Origin of the sequence: Haloarcula amylovorans (genome assembly GCF_004681185.1) — an archaeon.
GTDB lineage: Archaea > Halobacteriota > Halobacteria > Halobacteriales > Haloarculaceae > Haloarcula > Haloarcula amylovorans.
In genome coordinates, this window is sequence record NZ_SRIF01000001.1 from 1,052,198 (window position 1) to 1,072,165 (window position 19,968).

The window sequence follows — 19,968 nt, forward strand, 5'->3', positions numbered from 1 at the left end:
CTAAAAACTCAAGAGGGCCGAGCAGAGAGTTCCTCCAATGAGTACGCAGCGACTCGAACGAGGGGCGGACGACGAGTTCACGTTCGACGATCTCGCGGTCGTAATGGGGACGTACAACGAAGCGGACGCTATCGGGACGGTCCTCTCCGATATCGCCGACGTGACCGACGGCCGGGCCGAAGTCGTCTGTGTCGATGGGTCCAGCGATCGGACGCCCGATATCGCCCGGGAGCACGGTGCGACCGTCGTCGAACAGGAGCCACAGGGGTACGGCGTCGCGGTCCGCGAGGCCGTACTGACGCCCGATCGCCCGATCGTCGTCACGACGGACTGTGATGACACCTACCCGATGGAACGGCTGCCGGACTTCCTCGCGGAGATAAACGACGGCGCGGACGTGGTCAGCGGCGACCGGCTCTACTACGGGGCCGACGAGATGCCGGGAATGAACAAACTTGGCAACGAACTGTTCGCGCTCTTAGCGAGCGTCCTGATGGGGCGACGCGTCCACGACACGACGACGGGGATGCGTGCCTACCGCCGCGAGGTCGTCCAGAAGATTGAGTGGACCGAGAACACCGGCCTCTCCGCGGAACTGCTCATGCGTCCGCTGATGCGCGAGTACGACGTGCGCGAACGGCCCATCGAGTACGACGAGCGCAAGGGCGAGACGAAGCTCGACCCCTTCTCCGGCGGCGCGGCTATCGCCAAATCTATCGTCTGCGTGGCGCTCCAAGAGCGGTTCCGCTAACTATCGGGTGGCCGGCGATAGCTCTCCGTTCCGCCGGGATGGCCCTGCGGGTTCTCGATGCCGACTAACCTCCCGCCAGTCGGCGAACTGTACAGCGCGAACAGAAGCTCGTTGACGAGGTAGTAGCGAACCCGCTGGCGCGGGTCGCCGTTCGGGTCGGGGTCGGCCTGTCGGATGCCCATCGCACTGAGCGTCTCGGTTCGAAGCGTCGAGTCGAGTGCGACGAACTCGCCGTCTTCCCACTCGCGGGCGTAGGCGTCAAGCGCTTCGATCGCGTCGGCGATGCCCGCGGCGCGGTCGGGATCTGACCCCACCCGTCCGCTCACGTAGCTATCGACGAACTCCTCGACCCCGTTCACCTCGCTCGGATAGACGACCCTCGCGACGGCGTGGAGCGTCTCGCGCTCGTGGTCGCCGAGCGTTTGGCCGTCACGCTTCGTCTCGCCGTCGTCCGGCCACGAGAGGGCGGCTGCGCCGCCGGCGACGGTGACGCCTGCCGCGCCCAGCGCTTTCAGCGCGTCGCGTCTGGTGAGTTCGTAGTCGGTCACGCCTGCCCCGCAACCGTCGCGTTCATCTCGATGCCGTAGCGGTGCGTCCCGGGGATGTAGGCGGCCTGGCCGCCGCAACGTCGCTCGGACCAGCACACTTCCAGTCGCGGCGTGAGCGCGCGGACGCCGCTTGGCGTGCTATCGACCGGAAGTTCGACGCGGTACTTAACTCCTGACCCGTGACCGAAGTCGACGAACGCGACGAGGGTCACGGTGCCGTTCGCTGGCGTCGAGACGGTCACCGGGTCGGTGATACTGTCGCCGGTCAGTCGCGTCCGGTTGCCGTTCGTGATCAACTGGAGGTCGAGCGGTTCGGTGCCATCGGTGGTGGCGTAGGCGTTCGACTCGCCGTTCGTGAGACGGAGCGTGACCCCGGTGGCCGATTCGGGCACTGTCGCCGAGACATCGGTTCGAACCGACTCGCCCGAGGCCAGACGGACACGCTGGAGCGTCGGTTCGACCGGTTGACCGAGATACGGAATCCACTCACCGCGGTACGCGTAGCGGTAGTACCGCCTGTCGGGGTAGCTCTCGACGACCGCGAACTGTCGGTCTCCCATCGCATAGACGGTGTCGCCGTCGAACCCGGGATCGTTGCGTAACGGCTGGAACGGGTGGTTGAGCCAGTCGCCGTACGGTGTTGGCAGGAAGACGGCGCTGTTTCCGAGGTCGCGGTCCTCGAACGGTTCGTAGGCCAACTCGTACTGCTGAGTGACCTCGTAGTTGTCCTGTAGCGGCTCCGCGGCCGCCGCGACGGTCGCGGAACCGAACGCGGCCGCACAGAGCAGCGTCACCGCCACTATCGCGGGCCGGGCGTTGGCCGTCGAGACGCGCGTCTCGACAGCGGTTCGAATCCCGCTCGCGGCCGACAGGAGGCCGACCGCGCCGAACGCCACTGTCGGAACCAGGAGGTCAACGTGGTAGTAGGGGCCGAGGAACGCCACGAGACCGTCCGTCGGATCCGCAAGCGACCCGAGCATGTTGAGCGTCCCCCAGAAGTAGAGGTTGCCGAGCGAGACGGAGAGGAACACGCCCGCAAGCGCGAGTTGGCGCGAATCGTACCCCGACGCGCGTCTGGCGACTGTTGCCACCCCGAGAAGGGCCGCGAGCGTTCCGAGCGGCCCGGCGACGACCCACTGGGTGGCGAGTTTCCAGAGGAGTTCGCCGTTGGCCGCCACGGAAAGTGCGGGCGTGAAGTTCTGCTCGTATCCAAGAATCGCTCGGTGGCCGAAGCCGAGGCCGTCCTCGGGCGCGAATGCCTGATATGGGAAGACCAGTGGGTCGCCGGTCACGAGTGCGTTGTACCCGAGCGTGGTGGCGACGCCGAGCAGGCCGAACAGCGCCGTCAGACCGATTCGTCCGACGACGGGGCGTCGGACCGTGCGGAGCGACCAGAGGGCATGACAGACGAACGGCGCGGCGAACAGGACGGCTGTGTACGGCCGCGTGAAGAAGGCGACACCGACGCAGACACCCGAAAGCGTCGCCGTTCGATAGCTACCAGTGCGGTCGCTGTGGAGGTAGCTCGCGGCGAACGCGAGGTTCCAAAACGTCGTCGGGACGTACGAGAGAAACACCGATGCGTCCACGAGGAAGAGTGGCGAGACCAGCAGCAGGCAACTCGCCACGACGCCGGTTCGGGCGTCGAACGCCTCTCGGACGGTGTGATACGTCCCGGCGAGGACACCGGTCGCGGTGAGCGCAAGGGCGACGCGGTAGCCGCCCAGCAGCTTCCCAACGGCGAACATCGCCGCAGTGATGGGCGTGTACTTCGAGTAGAGGCCCCGCTCGCTCTCGACGAAGAACCACGGCCGGAACACGCCCTCGACTGGCGGGTTGAGAAACAACTGCCCGTCGAGCAACATCGCGGCCTGCTGGAGGTAGACGGCCTCGTCGTGGTTGCTCGTGTAATACGGGAAGACGAGGTGGGAGATAGAGAAAACGGCCAGTCCTCCAAGAATTGCGACGACGGCGGCTTGGACCGGTGGCCGTCGCAAGCGGTTCATTCCGCGGGATACCAGGCCAGTTCGTGGTCGGCGGCGAGGTCGACTTCGACCGGCTGGCCGGCCTCGAACGTCTCGACGTGGTTGTGCATGCAGTGGACGATGTCGCCGCTGTGGAGTTCGACCCGGTAGACGAACGAGGGGCCGTTGTACTGACGGTGGACGACGTAGCCGTCGGCTTTCGGTTCGCTGGTCGGCACGGCCTTGAGGTCGTCGGGGCGGACGAGCACGTCCACCATCGCACCGTCGTAGGCCTCGACCGGGCCGTTCAACAGTTCGAGGTCGAACGATCCCAGTCCCGTCTCGATTTGCTCGTCGGTCACGCGCGCCGAGAGGAAACTCGCTTGCCCGAGGAAACTGGCGACGAAGCGGCTCTCGGGGTTCTCGAACACCTCGGCTGGGTCACCGACCTGCGCGACCGTCCCGTCGTTCATGATAGCGACGCGGTCGCTGATGGACAGCGCCTCCTCCTGGTCGTGGGTCACGGAAATCGCGGTAACGCCGGCGCGCTTCAGAATCTTGCGGACCTCCTCTCGCATCTCGACGCGGAGGCGAACGTCGAGGTTCGAGAAGGGCTCGTCCAGCAGGAGTACGTCCGGTTCGGGCGCGAGTGACCGAGCGAGGGCGACGCGCTGTTGCTGGCCGCCCGAGAGCTGTTTGGGCATCTTGTCGTGGTGATCGGTGAGGTCAACCAGCTCCAGTAGGTCGTCCACACGCCGTTCGGTATCGGTCTCGTCCATCTCGGTCAGACCGAAGGCGATATTCTCGGCGACCGAGAGGTGCGGGAACAGCGCGTAATCCTGAAAGACGATGCCCACGTCGCGCTCCTCGGGCTTGCGGAACCCCCCGTCCTCGCCGCCGGTCACCGTCTCGTCGGCGATGGAAATTCGACCCTCCGACGGTCGCTCCAGCCCGGCGATCATTCGGAGCGTGGTCGTCTTCCCACAGCCGGACGGCCCGAGCAAGGTGAGCAGTTCGCCGTCTTTCACGTCGAGCGAAAGGTCGTCTACAGCGACCTCTTTTGCATACTCCTTCGAGACGCTCTCGACGCTCAGTACCGTCCGTTCAGGGTCCGATACCGCTGTCTCGACCGTGTCAAACTCCGACAATTGCTCTGTGGTCTGTCGTTCTGCCATGTTAGCGTCCCTCCTGTCTAAGGATGATAAGCATCGAGAGCCCCGAGACGCCGACCAGAATCAGCGCCGGGACCGCCGCCTGCCCCTGATAGGCCGCGCCTCGCACCAGCCAGATGTACGTGACGATAGTCTCGAAGCCAGTCGGGCGTAACATCAGCGTTGCCGGCAATTCCTTCATGGTCGTGAGAAAGACCAGCGCCGCACCGGCGGCGATCCCCGGTGCGACGAGCGGTAACACCACTCCGCGGAACGCGCTGAGCGGTGCGTAGCCGAGCGACCGTGCGGCCTCGACGTAGCTGGGGTCCACCTGTAGAAGCGAGGACTCCGTCGTCCCGACGGCCTGCGGGAGGAAGCGAACAACGTAGGCGAACACCAACACGAGAACGCTCTGGTAGAGAAAGGGGACGAACCGGAGCGCCAGATAGATGAGCGAGAGACCGATGACGACGCCGGGGACGGCGTAGCCGACGTAGGAAATCCGTTCGGGGAGCGCGGAGAGCGTCCCGTCGCCTCGGGCCGCCAGATACGCGATTGGGAGGGCGACGACGACGCAGATACCCGCGGCGGCGGCGGCCAGTCCCACTGAGTTGAGGACAGGGACCAGTCCGAACGTGAACTGACTCGGGGCGGCGGACTCCGAACGGAAGAGCCACTGGGCGAGGATGCCGATTGGGAGGGCCAGACAGAGCGTGGCGATGCTCGCACAGAACAGCGTCGCCGGGAGCTTCCAGTAGCCGAGCCGAATGGTGCCGGGCCGACGGTCGCCGCTGCTGACGTACGCTCCCTCGCGGCCGGCGCTGATACGGGACTCGACGGCGAGGATGGCCATCGCCATCACGAGAAGCAGTATCGAGAGGACGGCGGCGGAGTCGAGATTGCGAGCCTGCTGTTCAGTGAATATCATCCGCGTGAACACGTCGTACTGCATGATAGCGGGCGTCCCGAAATCGGAGAGCGTGTACAGCGCCACCAGCAGTCCTCCCGCCGCGATACCCGGTGCAATCTGGGGGAACGTGACGCGCTTGAACGCCTCCCAGCGGGTGTGGTTCAGGGTACGTGCCGCCTCGACGACGGTCCCGTCGAAGGAGAGCAGCGACGCGCGCGTCGTGAGGAAGACGTACGGATAGGTGAACAGCGTCAGGACGAGAACGGTACCGTGAAGCCCGTGGATCGGTGGAATCTGCTCGATACCGAGCGGCGTGAGCAGGTCCGCGAGTTCGCCGCGCGGCCCGAATGCCGAGACGAACGCGAACGCGCCGATGTAACTTGGGACGACCAGCGGAAGCGCCGACGTGACCGTCCAGAACCGCCGGAACGGGAGGTCAGTCTGGACGGTGAGAATCGCCAACGGGACGCCGACGAGAACCGAGACAGCGGTGACTGCCGTCACCAGCACCAGCGAGTTCAGCGTGACGTCGATTGCCGTCTCGCCGGTGACGAGGGCGACAATGCGGGCCGTCTCCATCTCGACGGCGTGAATCGCCAGCCAGACCAGCGGCGAGATCAAGAGCAACGAGAGGGCGACCGTGACCACTGTGAGCAGCGGGGGCGTCGAGGACGACGCGTCGCTCGCGGACGCGTTCGCCTGCTCCCGAAGCCGCTCGAAGCGGTCACTCGCCCCCATGTTAGAGGACGCCGGCCTCGCGCATCAGGTCGACCGTCCCCGAGACGTCTGCGAGTTCGGTCAGGTCAATGTCCGGTGGTTGCAAGTCGTCGATACGCGGGAGGTCGCCGACCGGAGCGACGCCGGGAATCATCGGATACGCGAAGGTCCTGGTAGCGAAAAACTCCTGTGCTTCCGCCGAGAGGACGTGCCGGACGAAGTTCGACGCCAGTTCGCTGTTGTCCGTCCCTTTGAGTATCTCTACGCCGGAGACGTTGACGAGTGCGCCCGCATCGCCCTCGGTGAACGCCAGTGCGATGGGTGCGTCGGGTCGGCCTGACTGGACCCGCAGCGCGTAGTAGTGGTTGGCGAAGCCAGCGCCGATGGTGCCGTCGGCGACGGTGTTCGAGACGACGAACTCGTTGTTGTACTCCGAGATGCCGTGGTCGAGCATCGACTGCAGCCACGCTTTCGTCTCGTCGTCACCGCGCTGGAGTCGCATCGCGGTAACGAACGACTGGAACGCGCTGTAGGTCGGTGCCCAGCCCATCGTCCCCTGTAGCGCCGCGGTCTCGGGGAATTGCTGGACGTTCGTCGGAATCTCCGAGGCCGAGAACTGGTTCGTGTTGTACGGCACTGCGCGGGCGCGGCCAGCGATACCGACCCATCGCCCCTGCTCGTCCTGAAAGTCGGCCGGGACTGCGGAGAGCGCCTCCTCCGGAAGCGAGGCCGTCGCACCGGCGTTGGCCACCGCACCCAGCGAGCCGGCGTCAACTGCCATGAACACGTCCGCTTGGGTTGCACCGGCCTCTGACTCCTCGATGATGGTGTTGGCGAGGTCGCTAGAGGGTTCGAGGCGATGGTTCGCGGTGAAGTTCTCGTATTTCTGTTCCAGCAGTTCGATGAGGTCGAGATAGAGCCCGCCCTCGCCGCCGCCGAGGTACAGCGTCAGTTCCCCGTCTAGGTCCGGGAGGTCCTCGATAGAGGTCCCACTGGGTGCCTCACGCTGTTGGACCAGCGGGCCGGACCCGCGGAAGTCGGCCAGCGAGACGCTCCCCTCGGAGTCACCCGAACCCCCGTCTCCATTGCCGAGGATGTTAGAACAGCCCGCGAGCGCCGTCGCGGCCGCTGTGCCGCCGAGTGCGAGGAATCGTCGCCGAGACCGGCCGTCACCGGTCCGACGTGGTTCGTCGGTAGCGTCAGTCATCGTTGCGTGTTAGTCATTTTAGGTTTGCCTAAATAGTTGCGTTTTCAGTCGTCGGCCGCGGCCGGGACCGGTTCGGACTCGGTCGCTGCGATCGCGTCGAGACAGTCCAGCCAATCGAGCATGTACTCCCCGCAGTGGTTGAGGAACGCGCCATTCTCCCAGTCGGCGAAGTCGCCCTCGGCGAGCGCTCGGCCCATCGCCTCGAACACCTCGGCGTAGGAGTCGGCGTCCCCGCCGACCGAGTCGACGATCTCCCAGACGTGTTCGTTGAGTTCGAGACCGTGAACCTCGTTAGTCAGATCCGAGAACGTCGAGCGCGGGGCCTTGTTGTGTTCACAGAGCGGGTTGCCGTTGTAGATGTGTTTGTCGAGAACGTCACAGGCTCGTTTGAGGAATATCCCGGACCAGATGTCGTCGAACCGGCCCACGTCCCACTCGTTGTCGTCCATCGGCAGCTGGTAGAACGCTGGGACGACCTCCCGACGGAAGGCGAGATTCATCGAGCAGACGGTGAGATAGTTCCCCTCGGCGGCGACGAAGTCCTCGCCGAAGTCCTCAGCGCTGGTTCGGGTCTGAGCCTGCCCCTGCAGGTCGCCGTCCATCAGGATGCGAACCGCGTCTAAGTCCGGTACGTTCGTCCAGAGTCCCTGCGACGCGACGACATCGTCGACGTGTGTGTCCGCCGTTTTCACCGTCTCGTCCATCGCGGCGTAGGGGTATCCGCGGGGATAGAGACCGTGGTCGTCCTCGTTCTGGTAGAGGACGTTCACCCAGTCCTCGTCGGACGCGACCGTCTCGATAGTTCCTTCGAAGGCGAGGTTTTCCAAATGCGTGCCGAAGAAGTCCACCTCCTCGTGGGGGAGCGTGTCGTCGTCGATGAACACTCCGTAGTCGAGCCGTTCCTCGGCCCAGAGATAGAGCAGACCGAAGGAAGTCTGCGCGTGACTGGCCGCTGGAATCAAGTGCGAGTACTCGTCGAGACCACGTTCCGCAAACCACGCTTCGCGGGCTTCGCCGTCGAAGACGCTCCCCGCGACGCCTTCCTCGGCCAGCATCTCCCGCATCGCATCGGTATCACAGAAGTCCTCTGTCACCAGGACGAGGAACAAGCGGTCGAGGTCGAAGCCGTGACGGCGAGCGTTATCGAAGTACTCGCGCAGACACTCGTGGTTCCGAATCGTCGGAACCATGACGCAGATATCTTCCGTCATTCTGTCCGGAACTGTTTAGGCAGCCCTAAAGAGGGTGTCGTTTTAGGCCTGCCAAACAAATATCGCCAGGCCGCCCAACATCTTGCCCAGGTGGATGTGTCTCTGCGTCGCCATATTGTGAACGGTACCCAAGGCCATAATATTCACGCGACCGCGATTAACGTTGTATAAGGCGAACTATTATCTGGCTGTGCTTTGCCTCCCTAGTCGAGAGATGAGTGTACGAAACAAGCGAGGTCGTGCCACGGAACTATGAACCTCGATAACCAGACGTGTGTGATTACAGGGTCGTCACGGGGTATCGGGCGCGGCATCGCGAAAGACCTCGGAGAACACGGCGCGAACGTCGTCGTCAACTATCGCTCCTCGGAGGCCGAAGCGCGGGCAGTCGTCGAATCCATCCGCGAGGACGGCGGGGACGCTATCGCCGCACAGGCCGACGTTGCCAAGGCCGCAGAAGTACAGGCCATGCGCGAGCGAGTGGCCGACGAGTTTGGTTCGGCAGACGTTCTCGTCAACAATGCCGGCATCACGATCGACAAGAAGTTCGAGAACATGACCCGCGAGGACTGGGATACAGTCGTCAACGTCAACCTCGGGGGCGTGTTCAACTGCACCAATGCCTTCTACGACGACATCAAGGGAGCCGAACACGGCCGCCTCATCAATATCTCCAGCGTCGTCGGCCAGCAGGGCAACATCGGACAGGCCAACTACGCCACGACGAAGTCCGGCCTGTTCGGTTTCACGCGCACGCTCGCGTTAGAACTCGCCCACACCGGATCGACGGCGAACTGCGTCGCGCCGGGATTCGTCAAGACCGACATGCTAGAGGAGGTACCCGAACGCGTCCAGGAGAAGATTCTACGCGAGATTCCGCTGGACCGATTCGCCACCGTCGCAGACATCGCCGGAATCGTCCGGTTCGTCGCGAGCGAGGAGTCCAGTTACATGACCGGTCAGGTACTCGGCGTCAACGGCGGCATGGAGTGGTAACATGAGTCAACAGGAAGAACCCGACGACGAAACCGAACCGACAGACCCCGTCGAGGAACTCCGGGAGAAGCGTCGAGAGGCGGAACTCGGCGGCGGCGAAGCACGCATCGAAGCCCAACACGAGAAGGGGAAGATGACCGCGCGCGAGCGCATCGACTTCCTCGTCGACGAGGGCACCTTCTACGAGGTCGACCCCTTCGTCGAACACCGCTCGACGAACTTCGGGATGGAGGAGAAGCGCTACGCCGGCGACGCCGTGGTCACGGGCTACGGCGAAGTCGACGGCCGGAAGGTGTTCCTCTTCGCACACGACTTCACCGTGCTGGGTGGCTCCGTCGGCGAAGTCGTCGCCGACAAGATCTGTAAGGTGATGGACAAGGCCATCGAGAACGGCGTCCCCGTCATCGGGCTGAACGACTCCGGCGGTGCGCGGATTCAGGAGGGCGTCGATTCGCTGGTCGGCTTCGCCAAGATTTTCGAGCGCAACACGAAGGCCAGCGGACTCATTCCGCAGATTTCGGCCATCATGGGCCCGTGTGCCGGCGGTGCTACGTACTCCCCGGCGCTGACGGACTTCACGTTCATGGTGCAAGACACCAGCCACATGTTCATCACGGGGCCGAACGTCATCGAGACCGTCACCGGCGAACAGGTCTCGAAGGAGGAACTTGGCGGGGCCAGTTCACACTCGACGAAGTCCGGCGTCGCGCACTTCTCGTATCCCTCCGAGGAGGAGGTCTTAGAGAACATCCGCCGCCTGCTCTCGTATCTCCCGCAGAACAACATGGAGGACCCCCCGCGGGTCTCACCGTGGGACGAACCCGACCGCGAGGTACCGGAACTCACGGACATCGTCCCCTCCGCACCGCGCAAACCCTACGATATGGAGCAGGTCGTCGGGAGTATCGTCGACGAGGAGTCGTTCTTCGAGGTGTACGGCAACTGGGCGCGCAACGTCATCACCGGCTTCGGCCGGATGGACGGCCAGTCGGTGGGCGTCGTCGCCAACCAGCCGCGAGTCAGCGCCGGGACGCTGGACATCGACGCCGCCGAGAAGGCCGCGCGGTTCGTCCGCTTCTGTGATTCGTTCAACATCCCCATCCTCACGTTCGTCGACGTGCCCGGCTTCATGCCCGGCACCGAACAGGAGCACAACGGCATCATCCGCCGCGGCGCGAAACTCATCTACGCCTACGCCGAGGCGACGGTGCCCCTGCTCTCGGTGGTCGTCCGGAAAGCCTACGGCGGCGCGTACATCGTCATGTCCTCGAAGTTCCTCGGCAGCGACGTGAACTACGCGTGGCCGGGGTCGGAGATGGCAGTGCTGGGACCGCGCGGCGCGGTCAACATCCTCTATCGGAAGGAGATCGCCCAGGCGGACGACCCCGACGCCAGGCGACAGGAGCTGATGGACGACTTCCGCGAGGAGTTCGCCAATCCCTACGGTCCCGCGAAACGGGGCTACCTCGACGACGTCATCGAACCGAAGGACACGCGCAAGCGTCTCATCGACGACTTAGACCTGCTCCAGCGCAAGCGCGAAGACACTCCCCCAAAGGACCACGGCAACATCCCGTTGTGATGTCTTCCCTCGAATCTTCCACCGAGGACGGTGACGAGGCGACCGAAGACGGCGAGGAAGCGAGCGAGCGCCGGGCCGAGCAGACGGGAGCGGAGTCCGAGCCGATCCCGACCGTTACGATACCGGCGGGCGAGGAACTCGATGTCTCGCTCCCCGACGACGCGACGGCCGCCGAAGCCGCGGCCATCAGCGCCGCTATCGGCGCGCACCTCTCGGACCGTCAGCGGGCCGCTGCCGCGGCCGCTACCCGAGAGAGCACCGACTACGTGGACGAGTGGAAACTGGCCAGCCGGCTAGAGCGGTTCGGAAAACATCGCCGCCCCGACAGCGTCGAACGAGGCGACGAGTGGAAAGCCGCGGCGCGAGCGCGGTATTGATTCAGGCCTTGAACTGCCGCAGCACTTCGAGGTCGCGGGTGGTCTGCATGAACTCTGAGAGGGAGCGCGTCTCCCCGCAGGAGTCACAGTCGAACGACGCTTCCGGACCCGAGAGGTCCGCGACGTTCTCTTCCCAGTTCTCCTCGCAGGCGGGGCACTGTAGCTGAAGCCACGCTTCCTGCATGGACGTGTGTGGACAGCAGCCACAGATATACTTTGTGTGGATTCCCATCGAGTAACGACAACAAATCGACACGGTGAGGATTTCTCACGAGGGCTGTTCCGACCGTAACGAATACACGATACCCCTGAGTGGGCCTACGTATGGGAGTCGCAGTAATCGGCGCGTCGATGACGAAGTTCGGGCAGCGTGACGCCTGGATTCAGGGGCTACTCTCGCAGGCTGGCGAGGAGTGTCTCGACGACGCTGACGTGACACCGAAGGAGGTAGAGCACCTGTACGTCTCGAACATGGCGAGCGGCGAGTTCGAGGGGCAGACGGGCGTGATGAACATGCTGGCTCACGACCTCGGGGTCTTGCCGGCGTACGCAGAACGGGTCGACCAGACCTCATCGTCCGGCGGCGCGGGCATCTACGAGGCGTGGCAGTCGGTCGCCTCCGGGGCCAGCGAGATGACGCTGCTGGTCGGCGGCGAGAAGATGACGCACAAGACCACCGGCGAGGCGACGGACATCATCGCCTCGATTACCCACCCCGAGGAGTACAAACACGGCGTGACGCTGCCCTCCTTCGCCGGGATGACCGCGCGACACTACCTCGAACGGTTCGACGCGCCGCGGGAGTCGCTGGCCCGCGTCGCCGTCAAGAACCACAAGAACGGCGTGGACAACCCGAAGGCGCAGTTCCAAAAGGAGATAACGATGGAGAAGGCGCTCGACTCACCTATCATCGCCGACCCGCTTCGGCTGTACGACTTCTGTCCCATCACGGACGGGAGCGCGGCGATGATGTTCACGACGGAGGAGCGAGCGAAGGAGATTACCGACGAGTACGCCGTCGTCTCGGGCGTCGGCGGCGCGACGGACACGCAAGTCGTCCACGAACGCGACGACCCGACGGTCATGGGTGGTGTCGTCGAATCGAGCAAGCAGGCCTACGAGATGTCCGGTCTCGGTCCCGACGATTTGGATGTGGCCGAACTCCACGACATGTTCACCATCCTCGAATTCCTCCAGCTGGAGGGCATCGGCGTCGCAGAACAGGGGACTGCGTGGGAGATGGCGATGGACGGCGAGACCGAGAAAGACGGCGAGTTGCCCATCAACACCTCGGGCGGCCTGAAGTCCAAGGGCCACCCGCTGGGTGCCAGCGGCGTTGCACAGGGCGTCGAGATATACGAACAGCTGGTCGGCGAGGCCGGTCCGCGACAGGTCGAGGCCGACACCGCGCTGGCGTGTAACGTCGGCGGCTTCGGCAACTGTGTCATCACCACCATCATGGAGGCCGCAGAATGACCTTGAGTGCAGGCGAATGTCCGAACGGTCACGTCTCGTATCCTCCTCACCCGCGCTGTCCTGAGTGTGGCGAACCACAGGAGTCGACCCACGACCTCTCCGAACAGACCGCGGAGGTCGTCACGTGGACGAAGTCGACCGCGACGCCGCCGGGCGTTCGGCAACCGAACACACTCGCTATCGTCGAGTTCGACGTAGACGGAGAGGCGGTTCGAGCACTCGGCCAGGTGACCACCGAAGACGTCGAGACGGGCGACGAGGTCGAACCAGTCTACGTCGAGGAGTTGCGCGACCCCGAGGTCGGCCTCAAGAGCGAGAACCCCGAGAGCCAGGAGTGGGGCGGCTACCGCTGGGACCCGGTGTAAGCGAGTTCCTCGCCACACTGTAGCGCGCTTTCGATTCTGTCGAGTCCGTCCGCGACGGTGCAGTGCCCCTCGGGACCGGCGTGGGGATAGACACCAGCGATTTCGTCGTCTTCGTAGACGACGAGACAGATCACCGGCAGCGTCACGACGGAGTCGCGGCCGGTGAACGCGCTGGAGCGGTCGTGGCGGTCGAAGGCCGGTGCGAGCGAACAGTCGTGTTCTGCAGCCCACGCTTCCATCGCGGTGATGTCGTCCGCTTCGGTCGCGTTCGAGGCCGTCGCGAGGCGGTTCCAGTAGGTGACGCGCACGTCGTCGACGAGGCCCTGCTGGCGGAGTGAGTCGGCGCGCGCTAACGTGGCCGTCTGGCGTTGCTCCGTCGCATCAGAGACGGGTGAGCGCACGTACACAGCTAACCGACGAGTGTGAGTCATGGTATCGTACACCGAATGAGTGTCCTACGCTGACGACGGAGATAGCCGTATCGGTGAACGGTCCAGTCATCGTCAGTTTGCGGTCGTGACCGTCGCGGTGTCGGCCGCCGTTCGCGTCCCACTATCGGCGAGGTCGGTTAGGAACGCGTCGATCGAGCGCGTCTGACCGTCCCTGCCGAGGGGTGCGACCTGTGCCAGTTCCCCGTCCTCGTAGATGGCGAGACAGAGGACCGGCATGACGAGTTCCGTTCGCTTCTCGCCCGTCTCCATGCTGTAACACAGTCGGGTATCGAAGAACGGGGCGAGACACGCGCCCGCCTCCCGGGCCCACTCGGCGAACTCGTTGTATCGGTCGCGCTCCGGTCGCGGTTCGTCGCCTTCGACGGGAATGCGCTTTCGCCAGCTCGTCGTCTCGAACCCGTCGAGGACGCCTCGGCGCTGTAGCTGGCTGAGTCGCTCCTCGATGGACACTCGGCGCTTCCGAGAGGGCCGTGGAAGGTCGCTCCTGACGAACAGTTCCGCCCGACGCGTCGTTGGACACTCTGTTTTCGGCATCGGTATCGGGAGGTGTACCTATGGCATAATAAAACATTATGTTTAATGTCTAACTTCTTTGAGTACGCCTACTCGGACCGCGGGTCGGCATCATCGCTGTCATCCGTGTCGTCGCCATCGGCCGCATCGGGGTCGTCGTTCGCGTCTACGCCTCGGTCGGCACCGTCGATGTCGTCTTTGATGGACTTCAGCTCGGCGTCGACGTCGACGGGCACGTCCACCTCATCGGCCGCGTCGTCGGGCGCGGCACCGTTCTCGTTGGGCCGTTCGGCCAGTCGGTCGTCGAGGTCAGAGCGGAGTTGCCGGGCCTCGTCGAGGAGTTCTCGCGCCTCCTCGTCCTGCGGGCGGCCCTCCATCGCGTCCTGCAGGTCTGTGAGAGCGTCGTCGAGTCGCGAGAGCGTCACCTTGCTCAACTGGGTCGCGCGTTGGCGGACCTCTCTCGTCGCCGACTCGCTCGTGGCCGGCCGCCCGTCTGCCATCCGAAGTGCCCGGCGGAGGAGCTTCAGCGCCTCGATGTTGGTCTGCAAGACGAGGATCGCGGCCGGGATGGTCACGTCGCTCGTAAACCGGCGCAACTCCGAGGGCGTCGGCGGCCGCGGCAGACCGCTCTCGGTGGTCGGTTCGACCTCCGTCTCTAACTCCCGGAGGGTCCTGACGAGGTCCGCCAACAGGGTGGTGACATCGTCACCGGAACTGGCGCTCATGTCCCCACGTTGTGGCGAGACGTACAAAAGTCCGCCGTGGCGACTAGGCCAACCAAAACCCTTTTTGCTTTAGGGTAGCCTAATCGCTAGCAATGCCAACGCAAACGGACGATGTCTCGGTCTCCACGGACGAAGACGACCAGCGGCCGACCGTTACCGCACACGGGAGCGGCCCGGAGAAGACGGTGTTCACCGAAAACGGGAACCGAGAGGGCTGGATCGCGACCGACCTCACGGTCGATTGCTGGCGATAACTCACTCACGCAACCCAAATCAGCGAAGCGGCGGGAGGTTCCGAAGGGCGAGCGTTTCTATTCGTTCATCGCTTCCGGGAAGACGAGCGTATCGTCTTCGAGGTAGTGTTCGATGTGGTGGGCGTCTTCTTCGACGTCGACGAGTATCTCACGCAGCATCTGTGCCGACGCGTGGTCGCCGAGGTTCGCCGCCAGTTCGATGTGGTCGCGCAGCGACTCGATGATGTCACCGTACATTCTGAGGTCGTGTCGCAGCGAGGTGCGGATGTCGTAGACGTCCTGTCCCTCGTACTCGACTTTCGCGTGTTCTTCCTGTGCGGCGGGACCGGAGATGGGCGTCCCACCGAGCGCCTGCGCTCGCTCTGCGATCAGGTCGGCCGCCTCCTCGGCGTTCATCGCGGCGTCGCCGAGGAACAGGTGCAGGTCACGGAACTCTGCACCCTCGACGTTCCAGTGGTGCTTCTTGAGCTGGTGGTACAGGACGTAGGTGTCCGCCAAGTCCTGGTTCAGCGCGTCGATAACCTGTTCCGCCTTGTCCTTCTCGAGCCGAAGTTCGTTGTCCTCGACTTCACCGAACTGCTTTCGGACGTGTTCCTGGGTTGCCATAGGCATCCGATTATACTCGCGGGCCGCACTTAAAACCTCCTGTCGAGGGAAGATATTTTAGGAAACCCAAAAGAATCATTCACTGTCTCGACATTGGATTTCCGGCGGCGGCGAGATGGTTCGTAGACGGATTAGTGCCCTTTCCGTCAGGAGGGAAGTATCTCCGACCCTGACGACCAGATACGCGAGCACGGCGCTCAGATGAGAGAATAACCGGTCGGTAGTGCGTGTCTCGGCCGTTCAGCCGCCCGATAACACGGCCTTAGCGCTACTCTCTGTCGGCCCGGGAGACGACTATCGTGGCATGGCCCTCGGGCATCCCCGAGAGGTCGACGGCGTCGGACCGTAGTGTCTGTTCCTGGTGGACGGCGCTGAGCGCGCGCAGCACGTAGTCGTCGAGACCCAAGAAGTCGCCATACTCTTCCCAAACCGTCGGTGGGACCGCGACGAAGAACGTCTCCGGGGTCCGTGCGAGCACCGGGTCGTCGTACTGTCGTCGCCACTCGTAGACGAGGTCCTCGACACCCGGATTATCGTGCATCACCCGCTGGTGTGCTTCGAGTGCGTCGCGGAGCTGGCCCTCTTCGACGTCGTTCTCCGACGCCACGGCCCGTATCACGTCGCCTTCGAACGGCGAGTTCGACTTGTTCGCTGTCATTACCGGCCGTAGAATGCTATGGCGCAAAAACGACTCGCTCGCGGACCGCTCATCGCTCGCTACTCGACGCTCACCACCTGACCGTTCGACCGTCGATAGCTCAAACCCCGAAACTGCCCGATTAACTACCTATATTCCCGATATACGGGAATAGCCCGGCAGATATTTCCAGTCGGCCCCACAACTCGCGAATAGAGGAATGGGACGACTCTCGACGCTGTTCGCGCCGGAACGGGTCGCCGTGATCGGGGCGACCGACTCGGAGGGGTCGGTCGGCCGCGCTATCACGTCGAACCTGCTGGAATCGTTCGATGGCGATGTCGTGGCGGTCAACCCCTACAAGGACGACGTGTTGGGGCTTCGGTGCTACGACAACGTCGGCGACGTCGAAACATCCGACGGTATCGACGTCGCCGTGGTCGTGGTCCCGCCCGACGCCGCCGTCGAGGCCATCCGCGACGCCGGTGCCGCCGGCATCGAAAACGTCGTCGTCATCACCGCCGGGTTCGGGGAGACCGGCAGCGAGGGGGCCGCCCGCGAACGCGACCTGCGGGAGGCCGCCGAGGCGTACGACCTCAACCTCGTGGGGCCGAACAGCCTCGGCGTCATGTCGACGCCGCGGGGCCTCAACGCCACGTTTGGCAACGAGATGGCGACCGAGGGAGACATCTCCTTCATGAGCCAGTCCGGGGCGTTCGTGACCGCCGTCCTCGACTGGGCCGCGGAACGCGATGTCGGCTTCAAGGACATCGTCTCGCTCGGCAACAAGGCCATCTTAGACGAGGGCGACTTCATCGCCGAGTGGGGCGACGACCCCGAGACCGAGGTCATCCTCGGCTATCTGGAGGATATCGCCGACGGTGAGACGTTCGTCCAGACTGCCCGCGAGGTAACGCAGGACACACCCATCGTCCTCGTCAAGTCCGGTCGCACAGATGCGGGGGCCAACGCCGCCGCCTCCCACACCGGCGCGATGGCCGGCTCTGAACGAGCCTACGAGGCGGGTCTCGAACAGGCCGGGACGCTCCGCGTGGAGTCCGTCCAAGAGCTGTTCGACTTTGCGCAGATTCTCTCGGGGCAACCGCTGCCCGATGGCGAGGAGATCGCTATCGTCACGAACGCCGGTGGTCCCGGCGTGATGACGACGGACGCCGTCGGCGACTCGGACCTCTCGCTGTCGTCGTTCGAGGACGAGACGCTCGACGCGCTCCGCGAGACGATGCCCGAGGAGGCCAACATCTACAATCCCGTGGACATCATCGGCGACGCTCCCGCCGAACGCTTCGAGACGGCGCTTGAGACGGTCCTGGAAGACGACAACGTCGCGATGGCCGTCGTCGTCGCCTGCCCGACCGCGGTGCTCTCCTTCGAGGAACTCGCCGAGGTCGTCGTCTCTCAACAGCAGGCCCACGAGATGCCCATCGCCACGACGCTGATGGGCGGGAAGTCGGTCGGGGCCGGCAGAGAGATTCTGAGCGAGGCCGGTATTCCCAACTACTTCGACCCGGCCCGCGCCATCGAGAGCCTCGACGCGCTCCGGGAGTACGACGAGATACAGTCCCGGGAGTACGAGGAGCCGGCGACGTTCGACGTAGACCGAGAGCGCGCCCGCGAGATATTGGAGTCCGCGACCCGCCGGGACACCAACCGCCTCGGCGTCGAGGCGATGGAACTGCTCGACGCCTACGGCATCCCGACGCCCGCGGGCGGCGTCGTCTCCTCGCCCACGGAGGCCCAGGAACTGGCAGAAGACATTGGCGACGACGTGGTGATGAAGATCGTCAGCCCGGACATCCTCCACAAGTCAGACATCGGCGGCGTCGAAGTCGGCGTCCCGCCCGAGGAGGTCCGAGACACCTACGAAGACTTAGTGGTTCGCGCCCGGAACTACCAGCAGGACGCCACGATACTGGGCGTACAAGTGCAGGAGATGGTCGACCTCGATTCGGGGACCGAGACCATTCTCGGCATGAACCGCGATCCGCAGTTCGGGCCGTTGCTGCTCTTTGGCCTCGGTGGAATCTTTGTGGAGGTCCTCGAAGACAACACCGTCAGAGTCGCGCCCGTGAGCGAGCCCGAGGCCCGAGGCATGCTGGACGACATCGAGTCCGCGCCGCTGCTCCGGGGCGCACGCGGCCGCGACCCCGTCGACGAGGACGCCCTCGTCGAGGCGGTCCAGCGACTCTCACAACTCGTCACGGACTTCCCGGCCATCGTCGAACTGGACATCAATCCGCTCGTTGCGACCCCCGGCGGGGTGCAGGCCGTCGACCTGCGACTCACCATCGACCAGGAGGAACTATGACCGACTCGAACACGCTACTCGTCACGTCGACTGAGGAAGGTATCGGCAAGACCGCAATCACCCTCGCGCTCGCGAAATCGGCCAAAGCGGAAGGCCACGAGGTCGGCTACATGAAGCCAAAGGGGACCCGCCTCCAAAGCGCCGTGGGCAAGACCCGCGACGAGGACCCGATGCTCGCCCGGGAACTCCTCGGACTAGACGCCGAGGTCCACGAGATGGAACCCATCGTCTACTCGCCGACGTTCATTCAGGAGGCCATCCGCGGCCGCGAGGACCCCGAGGAACTCCGCGAGCGAGTCGTCGAGAACTTCGAGATGCTCGCCGAGGGGACCGATCTGATGGTCGTCGAGGGGAGCGACCGGCTCGATACGGGCGGCATCGTCGATCTGACGGACGCCGACATCGCCGAGGCGCTCGACGCGCGCGTCCTCCTCGTCTGCGGGTACACCAACGCGGGCGATACCGACGAAGTGTTGGCGGCCGCCCGAGCGCTCGGCGACCGACTGGCTGGCGTGCTGTTCAACGGTGTCGCCGACGCGGCGATGGACGACCTCTCCGACGACGTTCTCCCCTTCCTCGAAGGCCGCGGCGTGCCGGTGTTCGGGTCGCTCCCGCGCGTGCAGGAACTCGCGGGTATCACGGTCGACGACCTCTCGCGGAGCCTCGGCGCGGACGTTCTCACCAACGAGGCGTCGACGGACGCCCACGTAGAGCGCTTCACCGTCGGTGCGATGGGCGGCAACAGCGCATTAGACCAGTTCCGGCGGACCCGCGACGCCGTGATGGTCACCGGCGGCGACCGCTCTGAGGTTCAGACTGCCGCGCTCGAAGCCTCGGGCATCAAGGCGCTCTTGCTGACCGGCGGGTTCCGCCCGGCGAGTGCCGTCCTTGGTCGCGCCGAGGAGGAGAACGTCCCCATTCTGTTGGTGCAGTCCGACACCCGCACCACTATCGACCGGATGGAGGACGTTCTCCGCTCGGGGCGGACGCGAAACGAGCAGACCGTCGAGCGGATGCAAGGATTGCTGGACGACGGCGTGGACGTTCACGCCCTGCTCGGCTTCGACGAGTAGCCCGATTTCGGCTGCGGTTCCGAACGGCTAGAATCAGCGGTTCGTCGCGTTACTGTCGCTATCTCCAGACGAAACCCACCTCTGAGATTTAAGTTGTCTGACGCACTATTACTGTGTGGAGCCGAGA

The 19,968-nt window shown here is 64.5% G+C and carries 21 protein-coding genes; 9 read left to right on the top strand and 12 right to left on the bottom strand.

Annotated elements, in window-relative coordinates; translation table 11 throughout:
* The first annotated feature begins 37 nt into the window (after window positions 1-37).
* Window positions 38-751 (top strand): dolichyl-phosphate hexose transferase, encoded by a 714-nt coding sequence (locus tag E4S61_RS05300; RefSeq protein ID WP_135302848.1) that lies wholly within the window; start codon window positions 38-40, stop codon window positions 749-751.
* Here E4S61_RS05300 and E4S61_RS05305 read toward each other — a convergent pair.
* Genes E4S61_RS05305 through E4S61_RS05330 form a run of 6 tightly spaced genes read right to left on the bottom strand, consistent with a single transcriptional unit; the run spans window position 748 to window position 8,459 of the window.
* Complete coding sequence (locus E4S61_RS05305) at window positions 748-1,299, bottom strand: gluconate 2-dehydrogenase subunit 3 family protein (protein WP_135302849.1); 552 nt, start codon at window positions 1,297-1,299, stop codon at window positions 748-750. The two genes, E4S61_RS05300 and E4S61_RS05305, sit on opposite strands and share 4 nt — an antisense overlap.
* Window positions 1,296-3,305 (bottom strand): ArnT family glycosyltransferase, encoded by a 2,010-nt coding sequence (locus E4S61_RS05310; protein WP_135302850.1) that lies wholly within the window; start codon window positions 3,303-3,305, stop codon window positions 1,296-1,298. The genes E4S61_RS05305 and E4S61_RS05310 overlap by 4 nt, the downstream gene beginning before the upstream one ends.
* The gene (locus E4S61_RS05315) at window positions 3,302-4,438 is read right to left on the bottom strand and encodes an ABC transporter ATP-binding protein (protein WP_135302851.1); all 1,137 of its coding nucleotides are present in this window, start codon (window positions 4,436-4,438) and stop codon (window positions 3,302-3,304) included. The genes E4S61_RS05310 and E4S61_RS05315 overlap by 4 nt, the downstream gene beginning before the upstream one ends.
* 1 nt (window position 4,439) lies before the next feature.
* Window positions 4,440-6,062, bottom strand: a complete 1,623-nt coding sequence (locus tag E4S61_RS05320; RefSeq protein ID WP_135302852.1) for an ABC transporter permease — start codon at window positions 6,060-6,062, stop codon at window positions 4,440-4,442.
* 1 nt (window position 6,063) lies between these two features.
* Window positions 6,064-7,248, bottom strand: a complete 1,185-nt coding sequence (locus tag E4S61_RS05325; protein ID WP_135302853.1) for an extracellular solute-binding protein — start codon at window positions 7,246-7,248, stop codon at window positions 6,064-6,066.
* 44 nt (window positions 7,249-7,292) lie between these two features.
* A complete protein-coding gene (locus E4S61_RS05330) occupies window positions 7,293-8,459 on the bottom strand; it encodes an alpha-1 4-glucan-protein synthase (protein WP_135302854.1) in 1,167 nt (388 codons plus the stop codon).
* A 252-nt stretch (window positions 8,460-8,711) separates the two neighbouring features.
* Here E4S61_RS05330 and E4S61_RS05335 point away from each other — a divergent pair, with 252 nt between their 5' ends.
* The 3 genes from E4S61_RS05335 to E4S61_RS05345 are packed head-to-tail and all read left to right on the top strand — an operon-like array spanning window position 8,712 to window position 11,414.
* Window positions 8,712-9,455: a beta-ketoacyl-ACP reductase gene (locus E4S61_RS05335; RefSeq protein ID WP_135302855.1), complete on the top strand. Its 744-nt coding sequence runs from the start codon at window positions 8,712-8,714 to the stop codon at window positions 9,453-9,455.
* Window position 9,456: 1 nt separating this feature from the next.
* Window positions 9,457-11,037 (top strand): acyl-CoA carboxylase subunit beta, encoded by a 1,581-nt coding sequence (locus E4S61_RS05340; RefSeq protein ID WP_135302856.1) that lies wholly within the window; start codon window positions 9,457-9,459, stop codon window positions 11,035-11,037.
* Complete coding sequence (locus E4S61_RS05345; protein ID WP_135302857.1) at window positions 11,037-11,414, top strand: hypothetical protein; 378 nt, start codon at window positions 11,037-11,039, stop codon at window positions 11,412-11,414. The genes E4S61_RS05340 and E4S61_RS05345 overlap by 1 nt, the downstream gene beginning before the upstream one ends.
* A 1-nt stretch (window position 11,415) precedes the next feature.
* On the opposite strand, the gene E4S61_RS05350 is transcribed toward E4S61_RS05345, so the two are convergent.
* Complete coding sequence (locus E4S61_RS05350; RefSeq protein WP_135302858.1) at window positions 11,416-11,598, bottom strand: DUF7836 family putative zinc-binding protein; 183 nt, start codon at window positions 11,596-11,598, stop codon at window positions 11,416-11,418.
* Between the two features lie 140 nt (window positions 11,599-11,738).
* Here E4S61_RS05350 and E4S61_RS05355 point away from each other — a divergent pair, with 140 nt between their 5' ends.
* Together E4S61_RS05355 and E4S61_RS05360 are read left to right on the top strand one after the other, a co-directional pair.
* Window positions 11,739-12,890, top strand: coding sequence for a thiolase family protein (locus tag E4S61_RS05355; RefSeq protein WP_135302859.1), 1,152 nt, complete (start codon window positions 11,739-11,741; stop codon window positions 12,888-12,890).
* The gene (locus tag E4S61_RS05360) at window positions 12,887-13,255 is read left to right on the top strand and encodes a Zn-ribbon domain-containing OB-fold protein (protein WP_135302860.1); all 369 of its coding nucleotides are present in this window, start codon (window positions 12,887-12,889) and stop codon (window positions 13,253-13,255) included. The genes E4S61_RS05355 and E4S61_RS05360 overlap by 4 nt, the downstream gene beginning before the upstream one ends.
* Here E4S61_RS05360 and E4S61_RS05365 read toward each other — a convergent pair.
* The 3 genes from E4S61_RS05365 to E4S61_RS05375 form a co-directional block, all read right to left on the bottom strand.
* The gene (locus E4S61_RS05365; RefSeq protein WP_135302861.1) at window positions 13,234-13,686 is read right to left on the bottom strand and encodes an HTH domain-containing protein; all 453 of its coding nucleotides are present in this window, start codon (window positions 13,684-13,686) and stop codon (window positions 13,234-13,236) included. The two genes, E4S61_RS05360 and E4S61_RS05365, sit on opposite strands and share 22 nt — an antisense overlap.
* Before the next feature lie 72 nt (window positions 13,687-13,758).
* Window positions 13,759-14,241, bottom strand: coding sequence for an HTH domain-containing protein (locus E4S61_RS05370; RefSeq protein ID WP_135302862.1), 483 nt, complete (start codon window positions 14,239-14,241; stop codon window positions 13,759-13,761).
* Between the two features lie 68 nt (window positions 14,242-14,309).
* Window positions 14,310-14,945, bottom strand: coding sequence for a DUF7547 family protein (locus tag E4S61_RS05375; RefSeq protein ID WP_135302863.1), 636 nt, complete (start codon window positions 14,943-14,945; stop codon window positions 14,310-14,312).
* Between the two features lie 92 nt (window positions 14,946-15,037).
* Here E4S61_RS05375 and E4S61_RS25270 point away from each other — a divergent pair, with 92 nt between their 5' ends.
* Window positions 15,038-15,199: a hypothetical protein gene (locus E4S61_RS25270; protein WP_167768422.1), complete on the top strand. Its 162-nt coding sequence runs from the start codon at window positions 15,038-15,040 to the stop codon at window positions 15,197-15,199.
* A gap of 57 nt (window positions 15,200-15,256) precedes the next feature.
* Here the strand turns inward: E4S61_RS25270 and dpsA are convergent, their stop codons facing one another.
* Both dpsA and E4S61_RS05385 read right to left on the bottom strand, forming a co-directional pair.
* Window positions 15,257-15,805, bottom strand: coding sequence for a DNA starvation/stationary phase protection protein DpsA (gene dpsA, locus E4S61_RS05380; protein ID WP_135302864.1), 549 nt, complete (start codon window positions 15,803-15,805; stop codon window positions 15,257-15,259).
* A gap of 268 nt (window positions 15,806-16,073) precedes the next feature.
* Complete coding sequence (locus tag E4S61_RS05385) at window positions 16,074-16,463, bottom strand: hypothetical protein (RefSeq protein ID WP_135302865.1); 390 nt, start codon at window positions 16,461-16,463, stop codon at window positions 16,074-16,076.
* Window positions 16,464-16,662: 199 nt separating this feature from the next.
* On the opposite strand from E4S61_RS05385, the gene acs reads away from it, so the two are divergent.
* A complete protein-coding gene (acs, locus tag E4S61_RS05390) occupies window positions 16,663-18,768 on the top strand; it encodes an acetate--CoA ligase alpha subunit (RefSeq protein ID WP_135302866.1) in 2,106 nt (701 codons plus the stop codon).
* On the top strand, window positions 18,765-19,841 hold the full coding sequence (locus E4S61_RS05395) for a phosphotransacetylase family protein (RefSeq protein ID WP_135302867.1): 1,077 nt from the start codon (window positions 18,765-18,767) through the stop codon (window positions 19,839-19,841). Before acs ends, E4S61_RS05395 begins: the two co-directional genes overlap by 4 nt.
* Window positions 19,842-19,968: the final 127 nt, after the last annotated feature.

Excerpts from the sequence above, each read along its gene's own strand:
- E4S61_RS05300 (WP_135302848.1), top strand. The coding sequence starts at position 38 with ATGAGTACGCAGCGACTCGAACGAGGGGCGGACGACGAGTTCACGTTC.
- E4S61_RS05310 (WP_135302850.1), bottom strand. The coding sequence starts at position 3,305 with ATGAACCGCTTGCGACGGCCACCGGTCCAAGCCGCCGTCGTCGCAATT.
- E4S61_RS05315 (WP_135302851.1), bottom strand. The coding sequence starts at position 4,438 with ATGGCAGAACGACAGACCACAGAGCAATTGTCGGAGTTTGACACGGTC.
- E4S61_RS05320 (WP_135302852.1), bottom strand. The coding sequence starts at position 6,062 with ATGGGGGCGAGTGACCGCTTCGAGCGGCTTCGGGAGCAGGCGAACGCG.
- E4S61_RS05325 (WP_135302853.1), bottom strand. The coding sequence starts at position 7,248 with ATGACTGACGCTACCGACGAACCACGTCGGACCGGTGACGGCCGGTCT.
- E4S61_RS05330 (WP_135302854.1), bottom strand. The coding sequence starts at position 8,459 with ATGACGGAAGATATCTGCGTCATGGTTCCGACGATTCGGAACCACGAG.
- E4S61_RS05335 (WP_135302855.1), top strand. The coding sequence starts at position 8,712 with ATGAACCTCGATAACCAGACGTGTGTGATTACAGGGTCGTCACGGGGT.
- E4S61_RS05340 (WP_135302856.1), top strand. The coding sequence starts at position 9,457 with ATGAGTCAACAGGAAGAACCCGACGACGAAACCGAACCGACAGACCCC.
- E4S61_RS05345 (WP_135302857.1), top strand. The coding sequence starts at position 11,037 with ATGTCTTCCCTCGAATCTTCCACCGAGGACGGTGACGAGGCGACCGAA.
- E4S61_RS05350 (WP_135302858.1), bottom strand. The coding sequence starts at position 11,598 with ATGCAGGAAGCGTGGCTTCAGCTACAGTGCCCCGCCTGCGAGGAGAAC.
- E4S61_RS05355 (WP_135302859.1), top strand. The coding sequence starts at position 11,739 with ATGGGAGTCGCAGTAATCGGCGCGTCGATGACGAAGTTCGGGCAGCGT.
- E4S61_RS05360 (WP_135302860.1), top strand. The coding sequence starts at position 12,887 with ATGACCTTGAGTGCAGGCGAATGTCCGAACGGTCACGTCTCGTATCCT.
- E4S61_RS05365 (WP_135302861.1), bottom strand. The coding sequence starts at position 13,686 with ATGACTCACACTCGTCGGTTAGCTGTGTACGTGCGCTCACCCGTCTCT.
- E4S61_RS05370 (WP_135302862.1), bottom strand. The coding sequence starts at position 14,241 with ATGCCGAAAACAGAGTGTCCAACGACGCGTCGGGCGGAACTGTTCGTC.
- E4S61_RS05375 (WP_135302863.1), bottom strand. The coding sequence starts at position 14,945 with ATGAGCGCCAGTTCCGGTGACGATGTCACCACCCTGTTGGCGGACCTC.
- E4S61_RS25270 (WP_167768422.1), top strand. The coding sequence starts at position 15,038 with ATGCCAACGCAAACGGACGATGTCTCGGTCTCCACGGACGAAGACGAC.
- dpsA (WP_135302864.1), bottom strand. The coding sequence starts at position 15,805 with ATGGCAACCCAGGAACACGTCCGAAAGCAGTTCGGTGAAGTCGAGGAC.
- E4S61_RS05385 (WP_135302865.1), bottom strand. The coding sequence starts at position 16,463 with ATGACAGCGAACAAGTCGAACTCGCCGTTCGAAGGCGACGTGATACGG.
- acs (WP_135302866.1), top strand. The coding sequence starts at position 16,663 with ATGGGACGACTCTCGACGCTGTTCGCGCCGGAACGGGTCGCCGTGATC.
- E4S61_RS05395 (WP_135302867.1), top strand. The coding sequence starts at position 18,765 with ATGACCGACTCGAACACGCTACTCGTCACGTCGACTGAGGAAGGTATC.